This is a genomic window from Rhizorhabdus dicambivorans, assembly GCF_002355275.1.
Classification (GTDB): Bacteria; Pseudomonadota; Alphaproteobacteria; order Sphingomonadales; family Sphingomonadaceae; genus Rhizorhabdus; species Rhizorhabdus dicambivorans.
The window spans coordinates 1723615-1740084 of sequence record NZ_CP023449.1 but is presented as its reverse complement, the minus strand read 5'-3'; the positions used below and the strand labels follow the sequence as shown (position 1 = coordinate 1740084).

At 68.8% G+C, this 16470-nt stretch carries 15 protein-coding genes; 9 read left to right on the top strand and 6 right to left on the bottom strand.

The genetic code is table 11. The features are described from left to right. Position 1: 1 nt before the first annotated feature. Positions 2 to 1648 carry a GDSL-type esterase/lipase family protein gene (locus CMV14_RS08365; protein WP_176489076.1) on the bottom strand — a complete coding sequence of 549 codons (1647 nt, stop codon included), beginning with the start codon at positions 1646 to 1648 and terminating at the stop codon, positions 2 to 4. A 136-nt stretch (positions 1649 to 1784) separates the two neighbouring features. On the opposite strand from CMV14_RS08365, the gene CMV14_RS08360 reads away from it, so the two are divergent. Beyond that, positions 1785 to 3998, top strand: a complete 2214-nt coding sequence (locus tag CMV14_RS08360; protein ID WP_066968488.1) for a spermidine synthase — start codon at positions 1785 to 1787, stop codon at positions 3996 to 3998. Here the strand turns inward: CMV14_RS08360 and CMV14_RS08355 are convergent. The 5 genes from CMV14_RS08355 to sdhC all read right to left on the bottom strand — a co-directional run bounded on the left by CMV14_RS08355 (position 3995) and on the right by sdhC (position 7672). After that, positions 3995 to 4663, bottom strand: a complete 669-nt coding sequence (locus tag CMV14_RS08355) for a spermine/spermidine synthase domain-containing protein (protein WP_066968486.1) — start codon at positions 4661 to 4663, stop codon at positions 3995 to 3997. The two genes, CMV14_RS08360 and CMV14_RS08355, sit on opposite strands and share 4 nt — an antisense overlap. Beyond that, positions 4660 to 4983 (bottom strand): DUF6481 family protein, encoded by a 324-nt coding sequence (locus tag CMV14_RS08350; protein WP_066968540.1) that lies wholly within the window; start codon positions 4981 to 4983, stop codon positions 4660 to 4662. The genes CMV14_RS08355 and CMV14_RS08350 overlap by 4 nt, the downstream gene beginning before the upstream one ends. A 102-nt stretch (positions 4984 to 5085) precedes the next feature. Continuing rightward, positions 5086 to 6873 carry a succinate dehydrogenase flavoprotein subunit gene (gene sdhA / locus CMV14_RS08345; protein WP_066968484.1) on the bottom strand — a complete coding sequence of 596 codons (1788 nt, stop codon included), beginning with the start codon at positions 6871 to 6873 and terminating at the stop codon, positions 5086 to 5088. Next, the gene (sdhD, locus tag CMV14_RS08340; RefSeq protein WP_066968482.1) at positions 6873 to 7262 is read right to left on the bottom strand and encodes a succinate dehydrogenase, hydrophobic membrane anchor protein; all 390 of its coding nucleotides are present in this window, start codon (positions 7260 to 7262) and stop codon (positions 6873 to 6875) included. The genes sdhA and sdhD overlap by 1 nt, the downstream gene beginning before the upstream one ends. Then, positions 7262 to 7672: a succinate dehydrogenase, cytochrome b556 subunit gene (gene sdhC / locus CMV14_RS08335; protein ID WP_066968479.1), complete on the bottom strand. Its 411-nt coding sequence runs from the start codon at positions 7670 to 7672 to the stop codon at positions 7262 to 7264. Before sdhC ends, sdhD begins: the two co-directional genes overlap by 1 nt. A gap of 178 nt (positions 7673 to 7850) precedes the next feature. On the opposite strand from sdhC, the gene CMV14_RS08330 reads away from it, so the two are divergent. From CMV14_RS08330 to CMV14_RS08295, 8 genes are all read left to right on the top strand, one after another. Continuing rightward, positions 7851 to 9209, top strand: coding sequence for a methyl-accepting chemotaxis protein (locus tag CMV14_RS08330; RefSeq protein WP_408014380.1), 1359 nt, complete (start codon positions 7851 to 7853; stop codon positions 9207 to 9209). 275 nt (positions 9210 to 9484) lie between these two features. Then, on the top strand, positions 9485 to 10201 hold the full coding sequence (locus CMV14_RS08325) for an SDR family NAD(P)-dependent oxidoreductase (protein WP_066968475.1): 717 nt from the start codon (positions 9485 to 9487) through the stop codon (positions 10199 to 10201). Further along, positions 10191 to 11165 (top strand): 50S ribosomal protein L11 methyltransferase, encoded by a 975-nt coding sequence (locus CMV14_RS08320; RefSeq protein ID WP_066968473.1) that lies wholly within the window; start codon positions 10191 to 10193, stop codon positions 11163 to 11165. Before CMV14_RS08325 ends, CMV14_RS08320 begins: the two co-directional genes overlap by 11 nt. A gap of 103 nt (positions 11166 to 11268) precedes the next feature. Beyond that, positions 11269 to 14280: a ligand-binding sensor domain-containing protein gene (locus tag CMV14_RS08315; RefSeq protein WP_238147230.1), complete on the top strand. Its 3012-nt coding sequence runs from the start codon at positions 11269 to 11271 to the stop codon at positions 14278 to 14280. A gap of 202 nt (positions 14281 to 14482) precedes the next feature. Next, positions 14483 to 14905, top strand: coding sequence for a VOC family protein (locus CMV14_RS08310; protein WP_066968536.1), 423 nt, complete (start codon positions 14483 to 14485; stop codon positions 14903 to 14905). Between the two features lie 56 nt (positions 14906 to 14961). Continuing rightward, the gene (locus CMV14_RS08305; protein WP_066968471.1) at positions 14962 to 15201 is read left to right on the top strand and encodes a type II toxin-antitoxin system Phd/YefM family antitoxin; all 240 of its coding nucleotides are present in this window, start codon (positions 14962 to 14964) and stop codon (positions 15199 to 15201) included. After that, positions 15201 to 15626 carry a type II toxin-antitoxin system VapC family toxin gene (locus CMV14_RS08300; protein ID WP_066968469.1) on the top strand — a complete coding sequence of 142 codons (426 nt, stop codon included), beginning with the start codon at positions 15201 to 15203 and terminating at the stop codon, positions 15624 to 15626. The genes CMV14_RS08305 and CMV14_RS08300 overlap by 1 nt, the downstream gene beginning before the upstream one ends. Then, positions 15623 to 16462 carry a protein NO VEIN domain-containing protein gene (locus tag CMV14_RS08295; protein WP_066968467.1) on the top strand — a complete coding sequence of 280 codons (840 nt, stop codon included), beginning with the start codon at positions 15623 to 15625 and terminating at the stop codon, positions 16460 to 16462. Before CMV14_RS08300 ends, CMV14_RS08295 begins: the two co-directional genes overlap by 4 nt. Positions 16463 to 16470 lie beyond the last annotated feature (8 nt).

The window sequence follows — 16470 nt, the reverse complement described above, 5'->3', positions numbered from 1 at the left end:
CCTATTGGCCGAGCTGCGCCTGGAGCGCGCGGGCCATCGCCTGCCAATAGCCGCTGGCATAGCCGACGCCCGACGGGTGCAGCCGATCGACATAGAGGATGTTGCGATCGGGCATGTCGGGCGCGGCATGGGCGGTGGTGTCGCGGGGCGCGACGGGGGAGCCCAGCACCGAGGCGGGATCGCCGAGGTCGACCAGGAGATCGGCGGCGCCCCTGTCCCGCCGCCAGGCGGCGTTGACGGCCAGCCGGGTCGCCTCCTTGGCGCCGTCCGCCATCCAGCCGCCATCGGCGCGCGGCAGCAAGGTGGCGCGCAGCACCCGGAGGCCGGGCAAGGCGCCGCGGCTAAGCCGCACCGCCTGCGCCGAATCGGCGAGCAGCTCCGCCGCGCCGCGCCCGCCCAGGCCGATATCGTTGGTACCCGATTGCCAGAGGATCGCGGTGCGCGAGGCGCCATAGGGCGAACTCTTGAGCAGTGGCGTCACCGTCTCGCCGAAGCTAGGTCCGACCTGCTGGGCGAGCTGCTGCGCCTTCATGCCGAGGTTGAACAGCTCGACGGTGGGCAGCGCCCGCGACAGGAACCAGCCAGGCCCGCGCTGGTCGGTCCCCTCCGCGCCCGCGCCGTAGAGGATGCTGTCGCCGACCGCGACCGCCATCGCGTCGAAATGGGTGGGGAAGGCCATCGCCCGGTTCACCTGCGCGATCGCCGCCTGCATCTCCGAAGGGGTGAGCGGCGCCTTCCACAGGACGACGCCATAGCGAGCCCAGCTGGCGACCGGCGCGGGGCCGCCGACCCCGACCCGGAAACGCTCGGTCGCGGCGGACGGGAATCGGCCCTGCCGGGTGGCGACCTGCCCGCGCGCGAAGAAGCTGCGCGCCTCTGCGCTGCCGGTCCAGCCGATCACGGTGGGATTGGCCCGGATCGCGACCGCCGGATCGCGCAGCCAGCGCGTGTCGACCGCGTTGCCGCTGCGATAGGCCGGGCCTGTGCCGCCGCCGGTGGTGAGCGCCGCCCCGCCGCCCCGCGCGTCGGCGAGCGACCAGAGGGCGACCCGCTCGACACTGGCCATCAATTGCACCGCGAGCAGCGCGCTGAACGCATTCCCATCGCCGGCGAAGGCGACCTCCGCGCCCTGCGCGCCGCTGTGCAGCGAGCCCAGCCGCCCCTGCCAGGCGCGGGTCGGATCGGTGCGGCTTTCGGCGGCCGCTCCCATGGCGGCGAGCGGCGGCTGCCGCCCGTCCTGGTCATAGACCTGCACGAGGCTGAGCCGGGCGTAGATGTTGCAGGGCGCGCGGGTCCTCCACGCTTCCAGCGCGATGAGATCGAGAGTGTCCGAGCCCGGCGCGAAACCGGCATCGAGCACCGCCCCGTCGCACGAGCGGCGATAGCGCGCCGCCGGCCCGGCATAGCCCGCGACCAGCCGGCGTCCCTCGAAATAGACCCCTGCGCGCGGCTTGCCCGGAATGTCGGCGAGATAGGGGCCCGGCGTACCGCCCCCGGCCGCGTGCGACAGCGTCACGGTGGGCACCTCGGCCTCGATCCCGGTGGGCAGTTCGCCGCCGACCCGCAGCGCGAACCAGCCCGCCAAGGCGAGGAGCGCGGTCAGGACCACCCAGACCGCCGGGCCGGCGGGCCGCCTCTGCGAAGCCATGTTCATCGTCCCCGTCGCCACATCCCCTTTTCGGGGGAGCGGCCCGCCTCCGTCAATCGCTTCGCGCGGCCGGGGCCATTAACGCTATTTTGACCATGACGGCCCCATGCAGCGAGCCTCCTAGAGGACCAGCAGCATGGCATCGTCGGCACTTCCGGTTGAGCATCGCGGATCGGCGCGGCCCCTGTTCGTCGCGACGGTGTTCGCCGGCTCCTTCCTGCTGTTCCTGATGCAGCCGATGGTGGCCCGGATGGCGCTGCCGCACCTCGGCGGCGCGCCGGCGGTGTGGAACAGCGCAATGCTGGTCTATCAGGCGCTGCTGCTCGGCGGCTATGCCTATGCCCATGCCGCGAGCCGGCTGCGCCCGGCGCATCAGGGCGTGTTGCATCTGATCCTGTTCGGGCTGGCCGCATTGTGGCTGCCGCTGGGGCTGAGCGGTGCGACGCCGCCGGCCGACGCATCGCCGATCCTGTGGGTGCCATGGCTGCTGATCGGATCGATCGGCCCGCTGTTCTTCGTGGTCTCCGCGCAGGCACCGCTGATGCAGCGCTGGTTCGCGCTGCGCGAGCCCGGCGCCAATCCCTATGCGCTCTACGCCGCGTCGAACCTGGGCAGCTTCGGCGGGCTGATCGCCTATCCGCTGATCCTGGAGCCGATGCTGCCGCTCGACGCACAGAGCGGCGCGTGGAGCTTCGGCTATGTCCTGCTCTGCCTGCTGGTCGCGGGCTGCGTGGCGCTGCTGCCCCGGCAGGCCGCCGTACCGGCCCTGCCCCGCGCCACCGACGAGGCCGCACCGACCATGGCGACGCGGCTACGCTGGATCGCGCTGGCGGCGGTGCCGTCGGGGCTGATCCTGGCGACGACCACCCACATCACCACCGACATATTGGCGATCCCGCTGATCTGGGTGGTGCCGCTCGGCCTCTATCTGCTCAGCTTCACCTTCGCCTTTTCCGACAGCGGGCGGGTCGCCACGATCGTCACCCGGCTGTTTCCGATCGTGCTGATCATCGCGGGGACGGCGGCAGGCAGCGGGCTGGTCGCCAATCTCTGGCTGATGATGGCGGCCGACCTGCTGATCATGTTCACCGCCGCCGTGGCGCTGCACCATCGCATGTACCGGCTGCGGCCCGGCCCGGCCCGGCTGACCGATTTCTATCTGTGCATGTCGATCGGCGGCGTCGTGGGCGGGCTGTTCTGCGCGCTGCTGGCCCCGGCGCTGTTCGATTGGCTGTACGAATATCCGCTGCTGATCCTGGGTGCCGGGCTGCTGATGCCGCTGCGCCCCGACGCCGCCGCGCTGACGCCCCGGCAGCGCCGCTGGATCCCGCTGGCCGCGATCCTGCTGGCGATGCTGGCGCGCGGCCTGTTCGTCGATACGCCGCCGCTGGCGCTGGCCGCCACGGCGCTGATCGCGGTCGCGCTGCTCGCGCGCTTCGCGATCGGCAACCGCATCGTCTTCGCGACCTGCCTCGCCGCGCTGATCCTGGGGCTGGGCTGCGGCGCGAATATCCTGCGCACGATCGACGGCAGCGCCCGCACCCGCAGCTATTTCGGCATCTACACGATCGGCGAGAATGGCGACGGCGCGAGCCGGGCCCGTATTTTGATCCATGGCAACACCACCCATGGCATCCAGCTGCTGGCCCCCGGCATGGCCGATTATCCGACCAGCTATTATGCGCCGGGATCCGGCATCGGCATCGCGATGCGCGCGGCCCCCACGCTGTTCGGCGCGCAGGCCCGGATCGGCGTGGTCGGGCTCGGCACCGGCACGCTGGCCTGCTACGCCCGGCCCGAGCAGGCATGGCGCTTCTACGAGATCGATCCCGCCGTCGCCCGCATCGCGCGCGACAAGCGCGCCTTCACCTTCCTGTCGCACTGCCTGCCCCGCGCGCCGATCGAGATCGGCGACGCGCGGCTGACGCTTGCCGCAGCACCGCCGGCCGCGCACGACCTGCTGGCGATCGACGCCTTCTCGTCGGACGCGATCCCGATGCACCTGCTGACCCGCGAAGCCTTTGCCACCTATCGGCAGGCGCTGGCGCCGGAGGGGCTGCTGATGATCCACATCTCGAACAAATGGGTCGATCTGGAACCGGCGCTGGCCGCGCTGGCGACGGCCGAGGGCTGGCAGGTCACCCTGCGCGAATATCATCCCGACAAGGCCGCCGAGGCGCGCCGCGCCGCGACCTCCTATTGGGTGGCGATGAGCCGCTCGCCCGCGACGCTGGCCCGGCTGCGCGCCAGCGATCCCAGGGCCGAATGGCGCGCGATCGAACGCCGGCCCGGCTTCACCGCCTGGACCGACCATCATGGGACGATCCTGCCGCTACTAAAGGGGCTTTAAGCCCGCGCGAACCAGATGGTGTGGATCGGCCCTTTGCCGTTCTCGCGTGCGCGGACCCGGACCTCGTCGACCACGAAGCCGGCCTGCTTGAGCCGGCGGGTGAAGGCCGCGTCGGCGCCCGCCGACCAGACCGCCAATATACCGCCGGGCCGCAGCGCCGCCCGCGCCCGCGCGAGGCCGCCTGCCGTATAGAGGCCGTCATTGGCGTCGCGGGTGAGCCCATCGGGGCCATTGTCGACGTCGAGCAGGATCGCGTCATAGTTCGCCGGGGCGGCGGATATGGTTTCGCCGACATCCTCGATCCTGATCTCGACGCGGGGATCGTCGAGGCAGCCGGCGGCCAGCGCCTGCATCGGGCCCCGCGCCCATTCGATGATGCCGGGGACCAGTTCGGCGACCACCACCCGGCCCCTGGGCCCAAGCTCGGCCAGCACCGCGCGCAGGGTGAAGCCCATGCCATAGCCGCCGATCAGCAGCCGGGCGGCATCGGGCGCCCCGAGCCGTTCCAGCGTCATCAGGCCGAGCGCCTTTTCAGAGCCGCTCATCCGGCTGCTCATCAGCTCGTTGCGGTCGAGCATGATGATGAAGTCGCCGCCGTGGCGGACGAGGCGGAGCGGCGGGCCGCCCGGCACCTCGGCCACCCCGACCAGCTCGCGGGGTGTCATTTCTTCCGCGCCTTGCGGGCGGCGTAGCGCGCATCGCGGGCGGCCTTCAGCTCGGCCTCGGTCGGCTTCGCCGCTTCCTTGCGCTGGCGCTCGGCCTCCTTCTGGGCCTCCTTGGCGGCCTTTGCTTCGGCGATGGCCGCCTGCCGGGCAGCGCGGCGCTCGGCCTCGGCGGCTTCGCGGGCCGCCTGTGCCGCCTGACGAGCGGCGACGACCTCCGGATCGGGCGCGGGTTTGCTGCGCAGCTTTTCCAGTGCCTTCAGCTTGGCGGCCTTCGCCGCCGCGGTGCGCTCGTTGAAATCGGGTGTCTTGTAACCAGCCATGATCAAATCCATTGGAGAAGGCGCCCATATGGATGAACGGCGCGCAAAGAAAAAGGGGGCCGAAGCCCCCTTTTCCATATCGGCTGTGTGCCCCGGGCAGCGTCAGTAAACGCGCGCCTTCGGCTTGATATATTCCGCCTCGTCGGTGAGCGTATATTCGTGCACCGGGCGATAATCGATCGTCACCGCGCCCTTTTCGAACCAGGTGATGGTGTGCTTCATCCAGTTCGCGTCATCGCGATCGGGATAATCCTCGTGCATGTGGGCGCCGCGGCTTTCCTTGCGGTTGGCGGCCGAATGCATCGTCACCACCGCCTGCGGCAGCATGTTGTCCAGCTCGAGCGTCTCGATCAGGTCGGTGTTGAAGATCAGCGAGCGATCGGTGATGCCGACATCCTGCAGGGTCGCATAGACATTGTCGATCAAGCCCTGGCCCTCGCGCAGCAGTTCGCTGTCGCGGAACACCGCGCAATGCTTCTGCATGGTGCGCTGCATGTTGACGCGGATCTGCGCGGTCGGCGCGCCGCCCTTGGCGTTGCGATAATGATCGAGCCGGCCCAGCGCCTTGTCGTCGGCTTCCTTGACCACCGCACCATGCTTGCTGTTCGGCTTGATCAGCTCGGCGAGGCGGAAGCCCGTCGCGCGGCCGAACACCACCAGATCGATCAGCGAGTTGGAGCCGAGGCGGTTGGCGCCATGGACCGAGACGCAGGCCGCCTCGCCCACCGCGAACAGGCCGGGGACGACCGTGTCCGGGTTGCCGTCCTTCAGGGTGACGACCTCGCCATGATAGTTACAAGGGACGCCGCCCATATTGTAGTGGACGGTCGGCGTCACCGGCAACGGCTGGCGGGTGAGATCGACACCGGCGAAGATCTTGCCGGTCTCGGTGATGCCGGGCAGCCGCTCCGCCAGCACCTTGGGATCGATATGATCGAGGTGCAGGTAGATATATTCGCCGTCCTTGCCGACGCCGCGGCCCTCGCGCATCTCCATCGCCATCGAGCGCGAGACGACGTCGCGGCTGGCGAGGTCCTTCGCCGACGGGGCATAGCGCTCCATGAAGCGCTCACCCTGGGAGTTGGTGAGATAGCCGCCCTCGCCGCGCGCGCCCTCGGTGATGAGCACGCCCGCGCCGTAGATGCCGGTCGGGTGGAACTGGACGAACTCCATGTCCTGCAGCGGGAGCCCCGCGCGCAGCACCATGCCGCCGCCGTCGCCGGTGCAGGTGTGCGCCGAGGTGGCGGAGAAATAGGTGCGGCCCGAGCCGCCCGTCGCCAGCACCACCGCATGGCTGCGGAAGCGATGGATCGAGCCATCCTCCATGCAGAGCGCGATCACGCCCTTGCACTCGCCATCCTCCATGATCAGGTCGAGCGCGAAATATTCGATGTAGAAGTCCGCGTCGTACTTCAGGCTCTGCTGGTACAGCGCGTGAAGCATGGCGTGGCCGGTGCGGTCGGCGGCGGCGCAGGTGCGCTGCACGGGCGGGCCGGCACCCATATTCTGCATGTGGCCGCCGAACGGGCGCTGGTAGATCAGCCCCTCATCGGTGCGGCTGAACGGCACGCCGGCATGTTCCAGCTCGATCACCGCCGCCGGCGCCTCGCGCACCATATATTCGATGGCGTCCTGGTCGCCCAGCCAGTCCGACCCCTTGACGGTGTCGTACATATGCCAGGTCCAGTGGTCCGGGCCCATATTGCCCAGCGAGGCGGCGATGCCGCCCTGCGCCGCTACGGTGTGGCTGCGGGTCGGGAACACCTTGGTGATGCAGGCCGTCTTGAGGCCGGCACCGGCGGCGCCCATGGTCGCGCGGAGGCCCGAGCCACCCGCGCCGACGACCACCGCATCATAGAGGTGGTCGATGATTTTATAAGCCTCGGCCATTACGCGGGCACTCCCCCGAAGGCGATCTTGAGGATCGAGAAGATCGCAAGCGCGGCGGCGGCGATCGCATAGAAGTTGAGCAACAGGATGAAGAAGACCTTGCCGGCTTCCTCATGGACATAGTCCTCCACCACCACCTGCAGCCCCAGCCGCAGATGATAGAAGACCGAAATGGTGAGCAGCACCAGCGGCACCGCGACCAGCGGCGAGCCGATCCAGCCGATCACCGTCGCATAGTCGAGCGCCGGCAGGCGGAACAGCGACACCACGAACCAGGTGGCCAGCAGCAGATTGCCGACCGCGGTGACGCGCTGGCGCCACCAATGCAGCGAGCCATGCTTGGCCGAGCCGAGACCGCGGACGCGGCCGATTCCCGTTCCGCTGCCCATCATTCGGCTCCCTTGTTCGCGAGAGTGGCCAGGATCGGCGCCCAGATCAGCAAGGTGACGAGCACCGAGCCAGCCATCGTCAGGATCGCGCCGGTCTTGTTGGTCTTCAGCTCATAGCCCGCGCCGACGTCCATCACGAAGTGGCGCAGCGCCGAGAAGAGATGCTGGAAGAAGGCCCAGGTCAGCCCGATGGCGACCAGATAGCCGAACCAGGAGGTCGCGACCTTGTAGAAGGTCTCATAGGCCTCCGCCCCCATCGCGGCGGCGACCAGCCACCAGACGAAGCCCAGCCCGGCGACGATGGCCATGCCCACGCCGGTCGCCCGGTGCAGGATCGAGACCAGCATATGAGGGCCCCATCTCCAGATCGTGAGATGCGGCGAAAGCGGACGCCCTGGATTGCGCGACATGATGCCCTCCCTCTGTCGACGGCCCGTTCTTAGACGATGCGCGACGCCATGCAAGGCATTGCTGGCGCCGTAAAGACTTTCGCGCGGCGAAACCCGATCAGCCTTAGCGGCGTGTTTACCATTGGCCCCTAAGAGTCGGGACCGTCTAGGGAATCAAGCGGCACAGCCAGGAGCCATGATGAGCGGTCTCGATATGGAAATGATCGGCATCACCGATCAGGAAATCCGGCGGAAGCTCGCCACATATGACAGCAAGGGCGATGTCGGCATCCGACTCAGGAAGATCTGGGACCGGGCCGGCGACCAGCTGGTCGACGTGCTCCACGCCATCTATGGCGGCACCTTCGACGGACAGCCGGAAAGCCGCGCCGCCTATGTCGCGACGGTCGGCGGCGAGGCCGCTTCCGCACGGGCGATCGACCGCTGGAAGACACTGCTCCGCAACGGCGTCGACATCGACGAACTGCGTTCCTTCGCGCACAACATCTTCACCTATGTCTCGCAGGGCGGCGATCACAGCACGCTGGCGCAGAAGACGTCCGAAGGCGTGTCCGGCCTTTCGGGCTTCCTGATCCGCACCTATGGCGACGATCAGGCGTTCGTCAGCGAAAGCTGCGAGGCGCTGCTGACGGTCAGCTCGATCTATCTCGACATCACCTTCACCATCGTCGGCGCGCAGAACCGCGCCAGCCAGCACCAGGGCCTGGCCGACACCAGCCGCACCTTCCGTTCCGACATCTCCGAGACGCTGACCCGCGCGCTCGACGACTCACGCGGCCTGCGCGAGAAGACCGGCCAGACATCGCATGCCGCGCGCGGCATGCTGGGCAAGACATCCGAGGTCGCCGCCGCCGCCGAGCAGTCGGCGCTCGCCATGCGCGAGGCCGCCCACACCGCCGCCGGCCTGATCCGCGCGATTGAGGAAAGCCGCGCCGAAGTGGAGGTCGCCGCCCAGATCGCGACCCGCGCGGCCGACCGTTCGGTCCATGCGGTGGCCATCTCCGAAGTGCTGTCGGACCATGCCCAGGCGATCGAATCGATCCTCGGCCTGATCCGCGACATCGCCGGCCAGACCAACCTGCTGGCGCTCAACGCCACGATCGAGGCGGCCCGTGCGGGCGACGCCGGCCGCGGCTTCGCGGTGGTTGCCCAGGAGGTGAAGAGCCTCGCCAGCCAGACCGCGCGCGCCACCGACGACATCGCCGCCAAGATTGCCGCGATCCAGGCGGCGACCCGCCAGACCGTGGAAGCGAACGGCGCGATCCGCGACATCGTCGGCGAGGTCCAGACATCGGCGGAGCGCATCCGCACGACGATGGAAGCGCAATCCCACACCGTCACCATGATCACCGCCGCCGTCGACGAGACCGCGCTGGCGGCCGACTCGATGTCGACCACCATCTCCGCGATCCGCAGCGACACCGAGAATGTCGCGGGCGAGATCGACCATCTCGAGGCCGGTTTCCGCCGGGTGGATGGCGAACTGTCCAAGCTGGAGACGATCACCGGCGATTTCGTGAGCCGCATCGCTGCTTAATTTGATTAGCCCTCAAGCGCCGGGCGCGAGCCATCCGGCTCGCTTGGCTTTCCTCGCATAAGCTCGGACGCGCGTTCGCGCTTGCGGAGCCCTGACGGGCTCCGGTCCCGACGACATCCACGTCGCCCCGGCGGAGGCCGGGGCCGCCACAGGCTCTTGCGGCACGCGGCCGCAAAAACGTTTGCGGCCCCGGCCTCCGCCGGGGCGACGCTTTTGGAGGGCGACTTGCCCCTCCGACATTGCCGTCCCGCCCGTGACCGCCTAATCGCCTCCCCATGACCATCCATATCCTCGCCACCGGCACCAGCCGGGGCATCGGCAGGGCCGTACTCGACCGTTTCGGCGGCGAGGACGTCCGTATCGTCGGCCATCGCAGCAGCGCCGCCGAGGATGACCCGGCCAGCATCTCCGCCGACCTGACCGACCCGACCGCCCCCCGCCGTATCTGGGAACAGGCACTGGAGACTCTCGACGGGCGGATCGACGTGCTCGTCAACAATGCCGGCATCTTCGAGGCCGCCTCGATCGACGCGCCCGACGCCGCCTGGGCCGAGGCGTGGAACCGGACGATGCAGATCAACCTGGCCGCGTCGGCCGATCTGTGCCGCCACGCGGTGCTGCATTTCCGCCGCCATGGCGGGGGCCGCATCGTCAATGTCGCCAGCCGCGCCGCCTATCGCGGCGACAGCCCGGCGCACTGGCACTATGCCGCGTCCAAGGCGGGCATGGTGGCGATGACCAAGACGATCGCGCGCGGCTATGCGGCCGAGAATATCCTGGCCTTCGCCATCTGCCCCGGCTTCACCATGACCGGCATGGCCGAGGACTATCTGGCCAGCCGGGGCGGCGACAAGCTGCTGGCCGACATCCCGCTGGGCAGGGTCGCCGATCCGGCGGAGGTCGCCGAGACCGTCCGCTTCCTGGCGCTCGACGCGCCCGCATCGATGACCGGGGCGGTGATCGACATCAACGGAGCTTCCTATGTCCGCTAGGCCCGGCGAGCCCAAGGGCGACGGCATCACCGGCTTTCCCTTCGCGCCCGCCCGCGAGGGAAGCTGGAAGGTCACCCTGCCCTGCACCAAGGCGGAAGCCGAACGCATCGCCGAGGACATCCCTGAATTGGCGCCGTTCGATCCGCAGCCGACGGTGATGACCAGCGAGCCCGATCCCGAGCGGCCCGACGACTGGCAACTCGACGTCTATGTCGAGGACGAACCGGACAAGGCACTGCTCACAGCGATCGCGGCGCTGGCGCCGAGCGCCGCCGGGGCGAAGCCGGTGGTGACGCATATCCCCGAGGAGGATTGGGTCACGCTGTCGCAATCGGGGCTGGAGCCGATCCGGGCCGGGCGCTTCTTCGTCCACACGCCCTATAATGCCGATCGGGTGCCCGACGGCATGACCGGCTTCCTGATCGACGCCGGCCGCGCCTTCGGCACCGGCCATCACGAGACGACCACCGGCTGCCTGATGATGCTGGACAAGCTGCGGCAATCGGGCCTGCGCTTCGACGACATCGCCGATATCGGCACCGGCACCGGCCTGCTGGCCTTCGCCGCGCGGGCACTGTGGCCGGCGGCCAAGACGATCGCGTCGGACATCGACCCGGTCTCGATCGAGGTCACCGCCGAGAATGCCGCCGTCAACGCCATCCCCACCGGGCGCGGACGCGGCCAGGTGGAACTGGCCGTCGCGGCGGGGATGGACCACCGCCGGCTCAAGGCGCGCGCGCCCTATGACCTGCTGATCGCCAATATCCTGGCCGGGCCGCTGATCGAGCTGGCCCCGGTGTTCGCCGACGCGGTGCTGCCGGGCGGCACGATCATCCTGGCCGGGCTGCTCGACAGCCAGGCCGAGGCGGTGGCCCAGGCCTATCGCCGCCAGGGCTTCTACCTGGCCGACCGGATCGTCCGGGGCGACTGGCCCACGCTGCGGCTGGTGAAACGGCGGCGCTGAGGCGCCGCCGCCGATTCCGGGACCGCAACCCCGCATTTCTGCCTGCTGTCATCCGCCCCGGCGCCTGCTATGAAGGCATGGGGCTGAACGGGGCGACAGGGGCTTGATCGCGAGGGGGAAAAGGCGGACCCGATCGGGCCCGGCATGGGCCGCGATCCTGCTTGGCTGGCTGCTGCTGGCGGCCGGCGCGAGCGACGCGGCCGGTCCGCGCTGGAGCGACCTGGCCGCCACCGTCTTCCACAATTATGGCCGCGACCAGGGCCTGCCGCACCCCGTCCCCACCGCGCTGGCGCAGGATCGCGACGGTTTCATATGGATCGGCACGCAGGGCGGGCTGGCGCGCTGGGACGGCTATCGCTTCCACAGCTACAAGGCCGATCCCACCAAGCCGGGCAGCCTGCACGACGACTGGATCCAGCTACTCCATGTCGATCGCGCGGGGCGGCTGTGGGTGGGCGGCGGCGCGGCCGGGCTGGCGCGCTACCACGCGGCGCGCGACCGCTTCGTGCCGGTGCCGATCGGCCCGACCGAGGGGCGCATCCACATCGGCGCGATCGCCGACGACGGACGCGGCGGCCTCTGGATCGGATCGGACGACGGGCTCCGCCACCTCGATCCCGCGCGCGGCACCGTCCGGCCGACGACATTCCCGCCCGCCCCGGTCCGGGCGCTGCTGCGCGAAGCCAGGGGCGCGCTCTGGGTCGGCACCACCAGGGGCCTTTGGCGGCGGGCCGCCGGAGCGACGGCCTTCGCACCGGTGCCGCTGCCGAAGGGCGCGACCGGGGTTGGCGCGCTGTTCCAGGACGGCGACGGCCGGATCTGGGTGGGCACGTTGCGGCGCGGCCTGCTCGTCATCGATCCCACCGGGACGGCGCCCCGCCCGATCGGCGGCGAGGCGATCCTGTCGACTGGATCGGTCTCGACGATCAGCGCGGCGGGCCCGCATGAAATATGGGCGGGGCTGCGCGGCAACGGGATCGCCTCGGTCGATACCGCGACCGGCCGGGTCCGCCTGATCCGGCACGATCGCTCGGTCGCGAACAGCCTGGCGCATAACGACGTCTGGGCGCTGCTGCGCGACAGGGCCGGATCGCTGTGGGTCGGCAGCACCGGCGGGCTCAGCTATCATCCCCGGACGGCCGGACTGATCTCGACCATCCTCGCCTCGCCGGGGCAGGCCGGCGGGCTCAGCGCGTCGGATCCGCTCTCGCTGCTCGCCACACGCGACGGCCGGCTATGGCTCGGCTATCTCGACGGCGGCGTCGATCTGGTCGACCCGGCGGGCGGCCGGATCGCCGCGCTGAGACCTGGCACCAGCCTGCCCCCCGACGTCGTGTTCGCCATGGCGGAGGCAGAGGACGGCAGCGTCCATATCGGTACCCGCCGTGGCCTCTACCATGCCGACCGGCTCGGCCGCGCGGCCCGGCTCGTCACCATCGCCGGGCGCGATCCGCACGCGGCGGTCACCGCGCTTGCCCATGATGCCGGGATATTGTGGGTGGGGGGCGACGACAGCGGCCTGCTGGGGGTCGCTCCGGCTACCGGCCGGGTGATCTTCCGGCCCAGGCTCGCCGATGGCGGGATCGCCGTGATCCGGCGCGGCAAGGGCAACGACCTCTGGATCGGCAGCCGCAACGGGCTCTACCGGCTCGACCTGGCGACCCGCGCGGTCGAGCATATCGCCCCCGACCCCGCCGACGCCGCCGCGCTGCCGGGGCGGTTCGTCGTCGCACTGCTGGTCGACCGGCAGGGGCGGCTGTGGGCGGGCACCTTCGGCGGCGGCCTGGGGGTGATGACGGGGCGCGGCGCCGACGGGCGGCCCCGTTTCCGCAAGATCGGCGTGGCGCAGGGCCTGCCCCATGCCAATGTCGACAGCCTGCAGATGGACGGCGCCGGCACGATCTGGGCGGGCACCGACGACGGCCTCGCCCGGATCGATCCGGCCACCCTGGCGGTGCGGGCGCTTCGCCAGGCCGACGGATCGGCGCTGATCGACTATTTCGCCGGCGCAGGGGCGACCAGCGCGACCGGCGAGGCGCTGTTCGGCGCCAAGGGCGGGGTGACGATCGTCCGGCCGGGCCGGCTGCCGCACTGGACGTTGCAGCCGCCGCTGGTCATCACCGACCTGCGCGTCGGCGGGGTTTCGGTGCCGGTCGCCAGCTTCAACCGGGGGACTTCGATCGGGCCGCTCACCCTGACTCCCGAGGGCAACAGCCTCGCCGTCGAGTTCGCGGCGCTGGATTTCACCGCACCCGAGCGCAACCGCTATGCCTATCGGCTCGACGGCTTCGACAGGGACTGGACCGAAACCGACGCCAACCGCCGGCTTGCCATCTACACCAACCTGCCCCCCGGCGATTATGTGCTGCGGCTGCGCGGATCGAACCGCGCCGGCGTCTGGGCCGAGCGCGAGCTGAGCCTGCCGGTGCGGGTGATGCCGGCCTGGTACCAGCGGCTGTGGTTCAGGCTGGCGATGGCGGTGGCGGCGCTGCTGGCGATCGTCGCGATCGTACGCTGGCGCACCCGCTATCTGCGCGACCGGCAGGCCGATCTGGAGCGCCAGATTACCGAACGCACTGCCGCCCTGCGCGCCGCCAACGACCGGCTAGGCCAGCTGGCGATGACCGATCCGCTGACCGGCTGCGCCAACCGCCGCCATTTCATGGCGCGGGCCGAGGAACTGATCGCCGCCGCCCAGCGCGACGGCCAGCCGCTCAGCCTCGCCATCCTCGACCTCGACGAGTTCAAGCAGGTCAACGACCACCACGGCCATCCGGGCGGCGACGCGGTGCTCGCCCGCACCGGCCGCACGATCCTGGACCAGGCCGCGCCCGGCGAGGTGGCCGGGCGCATCGGCGGCGAGGAGTTCGCACTGCTGATGCCGAACACCGGCCTGGCCGACGCGCGGCGGCGGGCGGAGCAGCTGCGCGAGGCGATCGGCGCCGGCAGCGTCGAGATCGACGGCGAGCGGATCGCGGTCACCACCAGCATGGGCGTCGCGAGACTGGGGCGCGGCGACGATTTCAGCCGGCTCTACGCGCGCGCCGACGCGGCGCTCTACACCGCGAAGGACGGGGGGCGGAACCGCGTGGAACTGGTTCCGCCAGCCGAGTGAGAGCGAGGTGCCACAATTTCTGCTTCGTCCTGTAGGATCGAGCGGGCAGATATCGTCTAAAGCGAGGTGCCAGATTCCTGAATCAGGCACCTTGCTTTAAGCTGCTGTTGCCGCATCGCTTTTGCGGAAAACCGGTGTCTACTTTTCCGCGCGATGCTCTAATTCCGGCCAGCCGATCAAGCCCCACATGAAGGAGGACGCTATGAGCAAGATGATCTTCGTGAACCTGCCGGTGCGCCATCTGGCGGCATCGATCCGCTTCTATGAGGCGCTTGGCGGCACGGTGAACCCGCAATTCTCGGACGAACGGGCCGCTTCGATCATGCTGTCCGACACCATCTTCGTGATGCTGCTGACCCATGATCGCTACGCCGAGTTCACCAAGCGGCCGATCGGCGATGCGCGAAGCGAGAGCCAGATGCTGATCGCGCTCAACGCCGACAGCCGCGAGGCGGTGGACGCGGCCATCGAGGTCACCGCCCGCGCGGGCGGCAAGGCCGATCCCAATCCGGCGCAGGAGCACGGCTTCATGTATGGCCGCAGTGTGGAAGACCCCGACGGCTATGTCTGGGAGGTCTTCTGGATGGATATGGCGGCGATGGACCAGGCGCCGGCCGAAGCGTGACTGGAAATTGCCCGCGATATGAGCTATATGACCATCTATCTGGTCAGGAGCCAAATATGGATGCGATCAAGCTAGCAGATGCCAAGGCGCATTTGAGCGAACTCGTCGATCGGGTCGAGGCCGGCGACTCGATCGACATCACTCGCCGGGGCAAACGCGTCGCGCGACTGACAGCCGTCGAACACCCCCGCAAGGCTATTGTTCTTGAGGAGTTGCAAGCGCTGACCGCGACCATGCCACCTCAGCCCTCAGCCGCTGGACTTGTTCGGGCGATGCGGGACAACGACCGCTACTGATGCTATATCTGGATACCTCGTTGATCGTCGCCGCACTGAGCAACGAGACGGCATCCGACAGGGCTCAGCGCTGGCTGGCAGATCAAACGCCATCAGATTTGATGATCAGCGATTGGACAATTACCGAAACCTCTTCGGCCTTCGCGATCAAGCTGCGCACGGGCCAGATTTCCGTGGATCAACGCGCTGCGGCCCTCGCAATGTTCAACGGGCTCGTCGCAGAGAGCTTTGTAATGCTGGATGTGAGCGGTTCGCACTTCCGCACGGCTGCCCGGTTCGTTGACCAGCGTGAACTGGGCCTACGCGCCGGCGATGCGCTTCATCTTGCGGTTGCATCATACCATGGCGCGACGGTGTACACCCTAGACGAAAGGCTCGCCGCCGCCGGCCCTCTGTTGGCCGTACCGACACGGCTTCTCGAATGAGCGGCCATTGGACCGATAATCAGAACGATGCGATCGTTGCGGATTATTTTGCGATGTTGGCAGCCGATCTCGCGGGGCAGCCGTATAATAAAGCGGAGCATAATCGCCTGCTACAATTGGCGATTGCCCGACCGCGGAGCGCGATCGAATATAAGCACCAGAATATCAGCGCGGTCCTCAAGGGGATCGGTGAAGCCTGGATTCCCGGATACAAACCAGCCTTTAACTTTCAGGGCTCGCTCGAACATGCGGTTGCACGTTGGCTCGACCGCAATCCCGATTGGCTGACGCCTCCATCTCGTGGGAGCGATCACGGAATATCGGGCGCGGTGTCCGAAAGCGGAATGCTCTGGATTGGTCCTCCTCCCACATACAGCAACGCTCCGCCGCCCCAGGAACTCGGCCAGATGATGGCGATCGCCCGCAAATATGATGTGGCCCAACGTGACGCGCGCAATCGCGCGCTCGGCCGAGCCGGCGAGGAACTGGTTCTGGCCCATGAGCGAGCAACCCTCTCGGCTGCCGGGCGAACGGATCTCGCCAACCGCATCCGCTGGGTTTCGAACGTTGATGGCGATGGTGCCGGCTACGACATCCAGAGCTTCGATACGAACGGTGGCAAACGCCTGATCGAAGTGAAGACCACCAGAGGCTGGGAACGCACACCATTCTACATCTCCCGCAACGAATTGTCCGTCGCGGAGTCGCAGCGTGCTGAGTGGCGATTGGTCCGGCTGTGGGATTTTGCACGTGAACCCAAGGGCTTTGAGCTAAATCCGCCGCTGGATTCCCATTTATCCCTGATAGCGACAAACTACGAAGCCACGCCGCTTTAGGGCTCGAT